13 protein-coding genes and 1 pseudogene are annotated in these 12,527 nt (G+C 44.5%); 4 read left to right on the forward strand and 10 right to left on the reverse strand.

The features are described 5' to 3' along the window. Positions 1 to 3: 3 nt before the first annotated feature. The 7 genes from IPH92_01680 to IPH92_01710 form a co-directional block, all read right to left on the reverse strand. On the reverse strand, positions 4 to 813 hold the full coding sequence (locus tag IPH92_01680; protein ID QQR65273.1) for an SUMF1/EgtB/PvdO family nonheme iron enzyme: 810 nt from the start codon (positions 811 to 813) through the stop codon (positions 4 to 6). 27 nt (positions 814 to 840) lie between these two features. Continuing rightward, a complete protein-coding gene (locus tag IPH92_01685; protein QQR65274.1) occupies positions 841 to 1,638 on the reverse strand; it encodes a hypothetical protein in 798 nt (265 codons plus the stop codon). Between the two features lie 27 nt (positions 1,639 to 1,665). Continuing rightward, positions 1,666 to 2,475, reverse strand: coding sequence for a hypothetical protein (locus tag IPH92_01690; GenBank protein QQR65275.1), 810 nt, complete (start codon positions 2,473 to 2,475; stop codon positions 1,666 to 1,668). Continuing rightward, positions 2,465 to 2,866 carry a hypothetical protein gene (locus IPH92_01695; protein ID QQR65276.1) on the reverse strand — a complete coding sequence of 134 codons (402 nt, stop codon included), beginning with the start codon at positions 2,864 to 2,866 and terminating at the stop codon, positions 2,465 to 2,467. Before IPH92_01695 ends, IPH92_01690 begins: the two co-directional genes overlap by 11 nt. Before the next feature lie 19 nt (positions 2,867 to 2,885). Beyond that, positions 2,886 to 3,944, reverse strand: a complete 1,059-nt coding sequence (locus IPH92_01700; GenBank protein QQR65277.1) for a hypothetical protein — start codon at positions 3,942 to 3,944, stop codon at positions 2,886 to 2,888. A 136-nt stretch (positions 3,945 to 4,080) separates the two neighbouring features. Beyond that, on the reverse strand, positions 4,081 to 5,187 hold the full coding sequence (locus IPH92_01705) for a hypothetical protein (protein ID QQR65278.1): 1,107 nt from the start codon (positions 5,185 to 5,187) through the stop codon (positions 4,081 to 4,083). 323 nt (positions 5,188 to 5,510) lie between these two features. Next, positions 5,511 to 6,842: a Y-family DNA polymerase gene (locus IPH92_01710; protein ID QQR65279.1), complete on the reverse strand. Its 1,332-nt coding sequence runs from the start codon at positions 6,840 to 6,842 to the stop codon at positions 5,511 to 5,513. Between the two features lie 136 nt (positions 6,843 to 6,978). Here IPH92_01710 and IPH92_01715 point away from each other — a divergent pair, with 136 nt between their 5' ends. Beyond that, positions 6,979 to 7,644: a transposase gene (locus IPH92_01715; GenBank protein ID QQR65280.1), complete on the forward strand. Its 666-nt coding sequence runs from the start codon at positions 6,979 to 6,981 to the stop codon at positions 7,642 to 7,644. A 92-nt stretch (positions 7,645 to 7,736) separates the two neighbouring features. Here IPH92_01715 and umuD read toward each other — a convergent pair whose 3' ends face one another. Both umuD and IPH92_01725 read right to left on the reverse strand, forming a co-directional pair. Then, complete coding sequence (gene umuD / locus IPH92_01720; protein ID QQR65281.1) at positions 7,737 to 8,195, reverse strand: translesion error-prone DNA polymerase V autoproteolytic subunit; 459 nt, start codon at positions 8,193 to 8,195, stop codon at positions 7,737 to 7,739. Then, on the reverse strand, positions 8,195 to 9,331 hold the full coding sequence (locus IPH92_01725; protein ID QQR65282.1) for a hypothetical protein: 1,137 nt from the start codon (positions 9,329 to 9,331) through the stop codon (positions 8,195 to 8,197). Before IPH92_01725 ends, umuD begins: the two co-directional genes overlap by 1 nt. 136 nt (positions 9,332 to 9,467) lie before the next feature. On the opposite strand from IPH92_01725, the gene IPH92_01730 reads away from it, so the two are divergent. From IPH92_01730 to IPH92_01740, 3 genes are all read left to right on the forward strand, one after another. Next, positions 9,468 to 9,881: a peptidoglycan-binding protein gene (locus tag IPH92_01730; protein QQR65283.1), complete on the forward strand. Its 414-nt coding sequence runs from the start codon at positions 9,468 to 9,470 to the stop codon at positions 9,879 to 9,881. Continuing rightward, positions 9,868 to 10,575 carry a hypothetical protein gene (locus tag IPH92_01735; GenBank protein QQR65284.1) on the forward strand — a complete coding sequence of 236 codons (708 nt, stop codon included), beginning with the start codon at positions 9,868 to 9,870 and terminating at the stop codon, positions 10,573 to 10,575. The genes IPH92_01730 and IPH92_01735 overlap by 14 nt, the downstream gene beginning before the upstream one ends. A gap of 84 nt (positions 10,576 to 10,659) precedes the next feature. Then, on the forward strand, positions 10,660 to 11,025 hold the full coding sequence (locus IPH92_01740) for a hypothetical protein (GenBank protein QQR65285.1): 366 nt from the start codon (positions 10,660 to 10,662) through the stop codon (positions 11,023 to 11,025). Between the two features lie 222 nt (positions 11,026 to 11,247). On the opposite strand, the pseudogene IPH92_01745 reads toward IPH92_01740, so the two are convergent. Next, a pseudogene (locus tag IPH92_01745) lies at positions 11,248 to 12,509 on the reverse strand (aminoacetone oxidase family FAD-binding enzyme). Positions 12,510 to 12,527: the final 18 nt, after the last annotated feature.

Raw genomic sequence — 12,527 nt, forward strand, 5'->3', positions numbered from 1 at the left:
GGTTTATTTAACACACCGAAATCCAATACCAGTACCAGCAGTGGTGGGTGGAGTATCAGCATGTACGGTATATACACCTCCGTCAGTCCCACTATCGTAATAACCTCCACGAATCATTCCAAACGCGCCATCTGTGCGAGACCAATAATAATCTGCGTCAAAGAGATTACTTGGTGTATCAGACACCATCGTAGCCATTCCATTTGCATCCACCTGTGTTACGAAGCCAGTACCAGGTACCGGTATTGCATTATACACACCATTTATAACATCGTCACTGACCCATTCCCATACATTTCCCACTAAATCATACGCTCCACTTGGTGCAAAACAGTTGGTAAATGCGCCTGTCTTGGTAATACTTTTTTGTGACACATTACATTCCGATTCAACATTTGTCATACCGAGACTGATTGCATACCACTCTGCACTTGTGGGGAGTCTTTTTCCACTACGCGCGCACATTTGCATTGCTTGATCACGAGTAATAAAACGCCACGGTGTAGCATCTTTCTGTGATTCAGCAGTACAGGTGATGGCATCAAGATTCTGTTTTGTAGCCATCATTTGCTCAGGCACCGGTGTGGGGCAGGTATCTTTTGCAGATGCCTCATAGGTGTCGACACACGTGATGTTGGGGATAGCGGACACCTCAGTCATGCCAGGGGGACACACTCCTCCATTCCGAGAAATCACTTGTGAGAGAAGTGTGCCCTTCACACCCCCTATCGTATCCGCAGCATCTATACCAAGCGCTGTGACAATGAGTGCACCAGCAACTATTCCTACTAAGACAAAAATTTTCTTTATCATACTATTATGTAAAGACGTTCATACTCATTATGAAGTTACACAACGAAACCCGATACCTGGTACTGCAAACTGAATTGGAACCGATGCATTGAGCGTATACACCCCTGCGTCACTTCCACTTCCATAAAAACCACCACGTATCATTGTAAAAGTTCCTACATCTTTTGCCCAGAGATAATCGGCACCGAAAAGTATATCGCCAGTATTTGGATTTGAAGTAGCGGGTAAACCAGAGCTTGTTACACCAGTGATATACCCCTCTGGTGGCAATATATGCTCTCCAATTTTGTTACCATACACATCTCCCTCAACCCATTCCCACACATTTCCCACCATATCAATTGCACCAATTAAGGACTTACACGATCTATTATCAAGCATTTCTGGTTCATTGGCGTGAATAATACAATTCTCCTCATTTGTCCCAAGAGCCATTTTGTACCATTCTTCACTTGTCGGAAGCCTCTTTCCCGCTGCCGCACACGCATGTTGTGCTTGTGGAAGTGTCACATTCGTCCATGGATACACCCCCGTTCGTGATGATGCACCACAGTTCGAATTATTTAAATTTTGTTCACTTTCAAGAACACTTGCAGGACGCATAAAATTGCAATCAGGGTTTGGAGAAGCTTCATAGGTATCAACACATGCGACCCCTTGCACTCCCTCAACAGGAATCATTCCCTCTTTACACTTTGTGTTCGTTTTAATCACTTGTGCAAGTAGTGTACTTTCACTTCCTCCTATTGTATCTGCAGCATCAATGCCAAGCGCAGTCACCATAAGTGCACCAAAAATAACCAGGACAATCTTTCCCCATTTCATTTATTTAGTATACGCCTTCTTCATTCTCTAAAACACATCTTTTACACAGCGAAAGCCCACACCCTGCGTCGCAAAGCCCGTCGGCACCGATGCATTAATTGTGTACAAACCTGCGTCTTGATTGCTTCCATAAAACCCCCCTCGAATCATGCCAAACACTCCTTCATTTTTTGTCCAAATATAATCCTTGCCATATAAATCATCTGCGGTTTCACCGGAGGTAACTGCCACACCCTGTGCGTCCACAGAAGTCACATATCCCTCCTCAGGGAGTTGTCTACCGCCATAGGTGTTGCCCACCACTTCTTCATCCACCCATTCCCACACATTGCCCACTGCATCATACGCACCGGCAGTGGAAACACATTTTGTATTCCCTGTCAGTGTCACTGCATTTCCCTGTATCGCGCAGGACTCAGGGGTAGTGCCAAGCACGATGTGATACCATTCAGCACTTGTGGGAAGACGCTTTCCTGTTTGCGCGCATATACGCTGTGCTTGAGGCAACGTCACATAATTCCATGGTGTTGCATTGGCCACTGAGGCTGCATAACATTCGGCATTTTTGCTATTCTCCTCGCTTTGCATTACATTACCGAGCGTCATGTGTGGGCAATTTTTTGACGGACTTGCTTCATATACATCCACACAAAGCACACGGCCATCTACTGTAAGGGGCGTTGCGCCCTCGTTGCAAATACCTGCTTTCCCTACACCAGCCATCTGCCCTATACCGCCGTTAATCCCCTGCATCGAATCAGCAGCAAAAATACCAAGCGTGGAAAGAAGCACTGCTCCACACACAACAAAAATTCCTTTTACCCACTTACTTGCCATAGCGTAGTTGTCTTACTCGCACCCAGTCCATGGCGTAATTAAGGATGAGAAGTACTGTAAGGATAAAGAGGATAACACTGATGATGTATGTAGAATAGTTATTTGCGGTATCAGATGTTCCATAGTCACGTGCAGCTATTTCACGTTCATTGAGTGCTGCCTCGCGCGCCTCAAGTTCACGTTGCTTTTCAGATATCTGTGCCGAGAGAGAATTAATCTCAGTTTCGGGTACACTTGCAAACATTCCTGTTCCTACACTCGCTACATATGATTTAGTAACTCCCGAAAGTTGCTTGGTAATAGGAAAGAGAAATCCTCCGTCAAAAAGCAATACAAAGGCAGTAACCACCATCGCGATACGAAGAAAACTATGGTATCGATTTACCTGCATATACTAGATTTTATCACATCTATGCAGAGAAGATGAGAAGGACAAGGAGGAAAAGTACCACTGCTGCCATAATTGCAGTAAATACAAAAGCAAAACGAGAAACTCCTACCTGCTTGCGGTACCTCTGTGGCACGATGCGACGTCCCCCCGCAGCACGCATGATGGCTTGGTTAATATAGTACTTAGTAAATGCATATCCACCCACGACTATAATTATGAGTCCTACGAGGAAACCGAGCATTACTTTCATAGGAAATACCCAGAATACGAGTGATGCATCGATGGTCTTTTGTCCATCTTCACCATCGTATGCAAGTGCAAGGACTGCTTCATACCGACCGAAACCAAGCCCTTCATCGTTCCACTCAAAATTGAGGTCACGCATTGTCCCAGGAAAGACACCATATTGATTTTCATTTACGGAAAAAACAACAGGGTCACTATTAAACATACTGGTAATAGAAACCGGGCCACGTGGACGGATCAAAATATTCCCCTGGTTTTCAATTTTCGCCGTAAACTGGACATTCTTTGCACCATAGAGAAGTTTATCTGTTGAAAATGAGCGAATGCGAGCCGCATCGATTACGTCACCATTGATGCGAATACTTATCACGGAGACAACTTCGTATCCCACACCTGCGCCTGTCTCACGAAGTTTCGGTGGCTCAGCGGAAACAAAGACACCACCGAAGTGGCTCCCAGGAGAAGCTTCTGCAGGCACGTTGATTGTAATCGGAAGCTCAACAGTGGCATTTGCAGCAACCTTGAGTGGTTCAGAAGGAAGTACGAGCCAATCAGTAAGCTCATAGCCAGTGCGTTCAGTACCTTCATCAGCAAAAAGTGGTACTCCTCCTGCTTCAACACCAGTAATGTCGCGTTTGTAGACAAAGTACTCTTTATCGACATCGCTGACGTTAGTAATTTTAAGTGTGTGGTTTTGTGTAGTGCCAGGATCAGCACGTTCTTCAATAGTTGCAGGAATAAGTGTAATACCCGCATTGCTTTGAGCATTGACACTGCCACTAAAAGACAAAAACAAGAAACATGCTGCGAGAAAAACTAGATGCAACTTCATATCGTATCTGGACAATTGTATCATCAGGATCAAGTAAATTCTATCTGTAAACTGTACATAAAGTCTTACAATGTAAATTCAAGCAACAAAAAATCCTCGCACAATATAGTACGAGGATTTTTGCATATTTTAAGTCTTAGAACGTCGGTGTTGCAATGTATGTAAGCGTAGTGTTGTAGTCATCACCCGCTTCCTGCAGTGCAGTGATTTGGATCTGATATCCGACTGTTGCTCGTCCAATGAGATTGGTCGTACCATCTGCCGGTCCATTGTGAGCCATAATAGCTCTTGGCGTGGTACTTGCTGCTACCCATTGGTTTGCTGTGAAATCAGGTCCAGCTCCAAGAAGTGTGGTGTCAGTGGTCGTAAGACCCCAGTGACCCCATGTGTTCTCTTGATTGATATTGTTTAATGGTCCTACCCACGACTGTGGGGTATTCGTGTATGCACCATCTACAAATCCATCAATGTCCGCACCTGTTGATGAAAGCAGATTTTGCTTTTGATCGACAGTGACTACATATCCATGAATTGCATTTGTTGCAACCGTAAGGTCTTGCCCAAGTACTTTTGATACATTAGCTGCAAGTGTGCCGAACGGAAGAGCAGTGCTTGTACTTGTTGCTGAAGTCGTTGTAGGACTTCCGTTGATTGTCTGACCTGTTGATGTTCCGTTTACCGTAAAGGTAAGTGTGGTATCAACGTTAGCGGTAACGAGTACATTAGGAATTATCGCTACTCGTGTCTGTCCTGTGTTTGTTGCTGCGGTGAGTGTAATCTCGTATGAAGTTGTTGCTGATGGATTGATAAGTCGCATAGCTCCAGCTCCTCCATCAGTTGCATGACTTCCAATTTTGATGGTTGCCGTTGCATTTGCGGGGAGTGATTCACTAGCACCTGCGGTAAGTGTCATTGTTGGACCTGCCCATGCAAATGCCCATTCGGTTGCACCTCCACCAATAGTTTCGTCAACACCACTGATTTCAAGGTCAACGTCTGTGGCAGTCACTGAACTTGTTCCGGTGAATTGATTTGGGAAAGTAACCGTTATGGTATTTCCCCCTACAAGTGCTCCTGGTGATAAGAACTCTAGCGTGTGGTTCGAGAGTGTGCTTGGTGCTGAATCTGAGAGGGTGTCTTTCACGTAGACGAGGTTTACTGCCTCAGCCGTCGTGAACATGTGTGCACCCAATGCCCAGAGTACAAGCGCTATTGCAGTTAGGGTCGCGATCCCGCTCTGCATAGTAACTTGTCGTTTAGAAACGTACATGTACTTTTGTATTAAATGTTTTTAAATAACTTTCACTGTGTACGACACACAATGTTTTCGATTGAGGAAAGTCTGTGGAGAGATATTTCTTTAAGTCGTACCAAAAAAATGATACAGCCGTTTTACTTAAAGTCATATCAGTTGACTTTTACTCCTCGCTCGACCTTATATAGTATACAACGTCTTTAATGCTTTATATCACTTATGCTGTTGATAACTAAGAGTCTATACACTTACACATATTCAATAGAGAAGTATATTGGACATTGTCGTCTCGGACACTCTCGGACATACTTTTATATGGCTTTAACACGTGCTATGTCTGTCCATCGTGTCGTATACTGTGGGGATAACTTTTCTTTATGTTCCTGCCACTTTTCTCTTCCAAGGGTAATGCCTGGACGTATTGTATCGCGTCCAAAACGCTTGTTGAGTGAATCCGAAAGTACACTAAGGGTACTTGTTTTAGTATTTCGTTTTTCTTCAGGGAAAAGTGATATCGGCGCAAAGTGCTTTGGCTCAATACCACCGAGAATAATTCCGGCTTTTTTGTAGGGAATTTCTGGGTCAAAGAGTCTATCAAGAAGCCTCATTGCTTCTTTAGTAAGGACGAATGTATCGTCCGTAGGTACAAGAAGTGTGGTGGTTATAATCCCCTCACGATGCGAAAATTCACCAAATCTACTCCCTTGCGCCACCACCGTAATTGTTGATGCAACAAGTTCTTGGGTGCGCAGTTTTTCTGTCACGTGAGCCACATGATGCCCTAAAGCACTTTGGAGTATGAGTTTATCAGTTACAATTTTTCCAAAGGAACGAGTGCTCGCAATTGACTGTTGTACACCACCCGCATGGTCACCGAGTTTTGACACGGCTATGCCGTTGAGTTCGAGCACCAGTCGCTCACCCACAACTCCAAAACTACTTTTAATAAATGCCCTGTCCTGCGCCAAAAGTTCTGCAACCGTGTTAATACCTGCCTTGGTAAGAAAAGCAGAAGTCTGACGCCCAATCCCCCACACACTCCCACACGAAAGTGACGCAGCACATTCCTTCCATAGAGAATCATCCATCACACAAACCCCCTCCTCTATGGTCGACTTACGATGTCGACCATGAATGTTATTTATAATAGGCCTGTGTATGGTCGACATCGTAAGTCGACCATTCATTCTTTTTTTTGCGATACTGTTTGCTACTTTTGCGAGAGTTTTTGTCTCTGCCACTCCGATAGACACGGGAATACCGGTCTTTTGTATGATTCTAGTTCGTATCTCCCCTATCTTTTTTTCAGTAATAGCACCCGGCACTTCAAAAAATGCCTCATCGATTGAATACATTTCAATAGCACCACATTCTGCTCTCAATGCACTCATCACTCGAGCAGAAATGTCTCGGTACAAATTGAAGTTTGATGAAAAAAGAGTAATCTTCTCTTTTTTGCATTGTTCCTTTATTTGAAAAACTGGGACACCCATTGAAATGCCCATATCCTTTACTTCCTGCGAGCGCGCCACAATACAGCCGTCATTTGAAGACAGCACCGCCACCGGCTTCCCCACCAAATCCGGCCGAAAAAGCCGCTCACAAGAAACAAAAAAATTATTGCAATCCATCAACCCAAACATGCTACCCAGTATACCAAACCTCTATCACATCTCATTATTGCCGACATCGTAAGTCGGCCAATCTAATCACAAGCGCGAGCAATATGTGCACATGGCCGACTTACGATGTCGGCAATATTTGATATTGTTAATTAATATGGATCTCTATCATGCTCTCAATAGAGGTGTCGATAAAAGGATTATTTTTCTTGATACTCAAGATTATGCGCGTTTTGTGCATGATATGTACGAGTTCAATTCAACTCTCCCTGCAAATCACACTCGTTACAGCCAAATTGCCGACTTACGATGTCGGCAATTAGACGAAAGGCTTGTTCAGATTCATGGGTGGTGTCTTATGCCTAATCACTATCACCTGCTCTTGAGTGAGTGCATAGAAGGTGGTATTTCACTATTTCTTCGAAAACTTAACGTGGGATACGCAAAATATTTTAATGAACGATATAATCGTATCGGGACTTTATTCCAAGGCCGCACAAAAAAGATTTTAATTGACTCAGATGCTCATTTTCTTCATATTCTTAATTACATTCATTTCAATCCACTCGACATGCAGGAAGGCACATCTGATTGGAGAATGAAAAAAATAGATAATGTCGATGCTGCAATAACGTATCTAAAATCATATCGCTGGAGTAGTTACCTCGACTACTGGGGTATTAAAAACTTCCCTTCGATTCTCACCACCTCATTATTCCAAGGTGTTTTCAATAATAACTACACGAGCCATGCAGAAAAATATCTTCGCAGTATATCCTTAGAAACAGATATTCAATCAATCAGACACCTTACATTTGAATAAAATTGTATGGTCGACTTACGATGTCGACCATACAAAAGCAATGAATAAATAGTAACTATGGTCGACATCGTAAGTCGACCATGATGGAGTGATTAAGAAATAAATTGGCGGACACTGCCTACTACTACGCCCCACACGAAGCAATCGTCGTGACCTTGGACAGTGATGGGCTGATAGGCTTCATTTTCTGAGATAAGTTCGTGCGTGTCGCCACGGGAGCGAAGGCGTTTTACCACCAGTTCCCCATACACCGCTGCCACCACAATAAGCCCATCCTTTGGGGTAATGGATCTATCTATCACAAGCACGTCACCCGAAAATATCCCCGCGCCTATCATTGAATCCCCTTCCACACGCACAAAAAAGGTCGATGCGGGGTGTCGCACGACTAAATCATTGATATCAAGCACCTTTTCAATCTGATCATCGCCCGGTGAAGGGAAGCCGGCCTGAGGACGGGAACTATACATAGAAAATTGCGCATCAGAAGATGCTACGCCACCGAGCACCTCTCCAGTGGCCTCGCGACTCTCGGATTTTTGATTTTGCATTACACTATTGTAACACCCGTGAGGAGAGTATGTACTTCAAAGAGAAGTGCCATAACAGCAATAAGTCCGCTGGCATAGACAATTTGGATTGGGTTTTGGCGACGCCACTCAATCACGATAGAAAGCATAAGTGCCAGAAACACAATGAGCGCAAGTGCGCCATACACCACCTGAAGCCATTCACTGGGCTGGGTCATAAACTTTTCAAACAAAGAAGGGCTACTTGTATCAACTGAAGAAGGTGTATTGGGGTCGATGGTTGCCGGTACACCCTCACGTGAAGTAGTGGCAAGGTCGGTATACATCACCGTAGTACCATCATACGTGTATGAGGCAATCGTGGTGGAAGTACTCTCTTCCGCTTCAGTAATGGTGGTAGATGCTTCAGGAGTAGTGTTTTCCATTACCAAAGTGCTCGATGCAGGGATTGCTGCCACCTCAATAGGCTGCGTTGCGGGCACCACCTTTATAGGAGGCGTGTTGGACGTTTCACCAAGAATATCAGTTTTAGGTGCTGGTGCTGGTGTCGGTGAAATGGCCTGTGCCACCACAGGCGGTGGAGCCACCACAGCGCTTGGCGTGCCAAAGAGTTGCACTACGAAAACTGTAGGCTCTCCCTCATAGGTACCTTTTGCAGTACCCACACCAATCTCATTGAAATTACCGTTCATAATATTGGCACGATGTGTCGGCGAATTCATCCATGCATCTACCACATCAGAAGAGTCAGTAAAATGCACTGCAAGATTTTCTCCCGCATGAATGAAATTGTATGACACTTTATCAAACCAAAACCAAGGAGAGACTCCTGTGGGACTATAGTGTGCAAAATACCCATTCTTTGCCATGTCCTGCGCTTTGAGTTCTGCAGCGGCATCCAGTACATCACTGCGTGAAAGTCGTGAAAGAGAGTCTCCGCCACGTTCTTCATTAGTCAGATCAACTATCACTGCAGGAAGAATAGTAGAGACCATCCAGTCAGAACCAATCCAGACGAGCGCCTGAATATTTGCAATCGCAAACGAAAGAAGCACGAGCACAAGCATGATGCCCATCGATGCACGCTCAAGAAAGTCTGGCTTAAAATCATTTTTCTCATGCGGAATGAAATAATTTTTGAGATAGTCTTTTAACATTAATTTTATTATTTGCTCTTCACAGGTAAATATAACAAATTCCCTTCTCGAGCGTATATACTGTATTATAAGCAAACCTTTTCGGGAGTGCTTTTGTATTAGCAGTGTTTTTTAGTTTTAACATAATAATTTTCTCATGATGAAATATATTTATACAGCAATGATTACGCTTCTCCTTGTGGGAGCAGTCGTAGTACCCGGTGCGCAGGCAGCCACCACGTCAAACGAAGCGATGCTTGAACAAATCAAGGTACTCATGGCAAAGGTAGAGGAATTGCAAAAACAACTCTCTACTATCCGTGGCGAAGTAAAAAGTCTTATAAAAGATGGCCTCGAAGAGGGAATGACTGACACAGACATCACAAAACTCCAAGAACTCCTTGCAACAGATCCAACAATTTACCCAGAGGGAAGGAAGACTGGCTATTTTGGCCCACTCACAAAGGAGGCTGTAATGCGTTTCCAAACACGTCATGGCCTTGAGGTCACTGGAAAAGTGAACGGTGAGACACGCGATATGCTTGAAGAGTATCTCCGTGAGGGGATTTAATGGCAAAGTACCAGAGGGACTTCTTAAGGCTCCCGGTATTGCAAAAAAGGTAGAAGATCGCTTCAATCTCCGTTGCGACAAGCACGAGGGAAGCGGTAAGGGAATGGGTCCACTTTGCAAAAAGTGGAAGATGGAACACGGAGATGATGATCGTGATGACGATGTAGAGGACGAGGACGAAATGGATGATGAAGATGAAGACGAAATGGATGATGAAGATGAAGATGGTGAAGAATTTGATGTTGAAGTTGAAATAGAAGACGGTGAAACTACTGTAGAATTCACATTTGATGGTGAAGACTACGAGGTAACCGTAGATTCTACTGAACTTGATGAGGTTCTCGATACTGTCGCAGACGTTATTGACGATGGTGATGACGCAAGCGACCTCGACGATGACCTTTCTGATGCTATTGAAGCAGAACTTGAAGATGCAGAAGACGACAGCGCAGAGAGTGACGCAGAAAAGGCTATCGAAGATGCGGGTGACGCGATAGACGACGCTCGTGAAGCATCCGATGATGCAGACAACGAAGAAGCGGGAGACAAGGTAGATGACGCTGAAGATGTGCTTGAAGAAGCACTTGCTGCACTTGAAGATGAAGACTATGAGGAAGCAAAGGACCTCGCAGAAGAAGCAGAAGAACTTGCTGATGATGCAATGGACATCCTTGACGATGAAGAGACTCTATAATTTATTAACAGCGAGACACGAAAAAACCGCGAAGGCGGTTTTTTCGTGTCAGTCATGTATAATACTTCTATAATCCTTTTCATCATGACTCACACTATTTCATTCGTACGTATTGGTTTTTTAGGAGCACTTCTTGCACTCATCTTTATAGCAACGCCTATTCACGCATACTTCACCACTGCACAAAGCGCAGAAGCACTGACTGGAGGTGTGCTTTTTACCATCGATTACTCTTTTGGCATGGCAAAGCATGATGTCTACCTTCCGTTCTTTGCACAAAATCAAAGTTTTGCGCCAAGTACGAGTACCGTTTCATACACCATCCTCGATGAAAATGATAAGGAAGTGAAAGGAAAGTTCTCTGCAATAGTTTTGAGCAATGCAACTCTCGGTACTAATGGTATGTATAAAGTAAAGAAAGGTGGTGCGAAAAATTTACACTTGCAGTAGTATTTGTTCCAGAAACGGTGAATCCTGAAAAAACCTATCGTCTTCAAGTCACCAATCTCCCATTTAACTTCAACAACACACAGCAACTTCAACTCAATCCTTCAGAACTCAAGTACTACACGACAAAATCTATTGCGCTTTAAAAGTACGGTGGGAATCCCCTGCAAAACCTTCGGTTTTGCAGGGGATTTATATTTACTATTCTCTATTCTCTTTTTTCTATTATCTATTATCTATTATTTTGCACACGCTATTCCCTGCCACAAATCCTGTTGTCCAACAAAGTTGGAGTGAGAATCCCCCTGAAGGGCGTGATACATCGAGCATATCGCCAACCAGGTACACGCTCGGATGCTTTTTAGATTGCATCGTACGTGTGTCTATCTCGCGCAAATCAACGCCACCATCAGAAACAATCGCCCAATCAAGTCCTTTAGTACCCGTGATGGTAAGCGGCATAGCCTTCATGCGCTCTATAAGCGCGTGACGCACCTCCCGGGTGACGCTGTGAGACTTTTGTACCTTTTGCTCTTCTGGAAACATCTCAAGCACTGCCTCAACAATTGCTTTTGACATCAGTTCGCTAAGTGCGTTTTCCAAAGTTTTATTAGAATGAGCTTGAAGAAGCGTAGTAACGCGTGTACGCAATGCACCCACATCTTCATGTGGAAAAAGATCGATAGTTGCCATCACAGGACCAGTCGCAAGAAGCACCTTCACTTCCCGCGCAGTATTCAAAATAAGAGGTCCCGAAACACCAAAGTGCGTACAGAGTATGTTGCCTTCACGACGCACTTTTCTTGTACCAGAACGAAAAGTAATGGAGACATCGGTAAGTGTCGTGCCCGAAAGTTCCTTTATCCACGTTTCCTTCGCTACAAGTGGTACGAGATCTGGATTAGGTACTGCCACCGTGTGTCCGAGAGTCTCGAGCCACGGCATAGCATCGCCCGTAGAACCCGTCTCGGGACGTGAGGTGCCACCACTTGCAATAATGTATGACTGTGCAGAAAGTATGCCATTATCGGTAAGTACACCCACGACAACACCCTCACGCATGTGTATTGAGCGCACAGGAGTCTCTGTGCGTATCTCTACACCCACTTCACGTACATACGCTTCCATCACTCGTGTCACATCACTCGCTTTCTCCGTATGAGGGAATGCGCGCTTTCTGTCTTCCACAATAAAGGGCAATCCACGTTTCAGGAAAAAGTCCACAGTATCCTGTGCTCCAAATTGTGAAAATGGTGAAAAGAGGAAGGGTGCCGCATCGCCGTAGTGCGTGAGGAGCGTGCGAATATCAAACTCTACATTAGCAATATTGCAGCGACCACCGCCCGTGATTGAGAGTTTATTGCCCACCGTCGCATTCTTTCTAAAAGAAGCACACGAAAACCACGTGATGCAGCTTTCCCTGCCGCCATCATACCCGCAGGCCCTGCGCCCACCACAATCACGTCCCATGTGTCATTGTTTGACATAACGGCGAAATAATAGCA

It is taken from the genome of Candidatus Kaiserbacteria bacterium (assembly GCA_016699245.1).
Taxonomy (GTDB): domain Bacteria; phylum Patescibacteriota; class Minisyncoccia; order Phycocordibacterales; family UBA918; genus Damh-18.

Excerpts from the sequence above, each read along its gene's own strand:
- IPH92_01730 (QQR65283.1), top strand. The coding sequence starts at position 9,468 with ATGATGAAATATATTTATACAGCAATGATTACGCTTCTCCTTGTGGGA.
- IPH92_01685 (QQR65274.1), bottom strand. The coding sequence starts at position 1,638 with ATGAAATGGGGAAAGATTGTCCTGGTTATTTTTGGTGCACTTATGGTG.
- IPH92_01725 (QQR65282.1), bottom strand. The coding sequence starts at position 9,331 with ATGTTAAAAGACTATCTCAAAAATTATTTCATTCCGCATGAGAAAAAT.
- IPH92_01700 (QQR65277.1), bottom strand. The coding sequence starts at position 3,944 with ATGAAGTTGCATCTAGTTTTTCTCGCAGCATGTTTCTTGTTTTTGTCT.
- IPH92_01690 (QQR65275.1), bottom strand. The coding sequence starts at position 2,475 with ATGGCAAGTAAGTGGGTAAAAGGAATTTTTGTTGTGTGTGGAGCAGTG.
- IPH92_01710 (QQR65279.1), bottom strand. The coding sequence starts at position 6,842 with ATGTTTGGGTTGATGGATTGCAATAATTTTTTTGTTTCTTGTGAGCGG.
- IPH92_01705 (QQR65278.1), bottom strand. The coding sequence starts at position 5,187 with ATGCAGAGCGGGATCGCGACCCTAACTGCAATAGCGCTTGTACTCTGG.
- umuD (QQR65281.1), bottom strand. The coding sequence starts at position 8,195 with ATGCAAAATCAAAAATCCGAGAGTCGCGAGGCCACTGGAGAGGTGCTC.
- IPH92_01695 (QQR65276.1), bottom strand. The coding sequence starts at position 2,866 with ATGCAGGTAAATCGATACCATAGTTTTCTTCGTATCGCGATGGTGGTT.
- IPH92_01715 (QQR65280.1), top strand. The coding sequence starts at position 6,979 with ATGGATCTCTATCATGCTCTCAATAGAGGTGTCGATAAAAGGATTATT.
- IPH92_01680 (QQR65273.1), bottom strand. The coding sequence starts at position 813 with ATGATAAAGAAAATTTTTGTCTTAGTAGGAATAGTTGCTGGTGCACTC.
- IPH92_01740 (QQR65285.1), top strand. The coding sequence starts at position 10,660 with ATGACTCACACTATTTCATTCGTACGTATTGGTTTTTTAGGAGCACTT.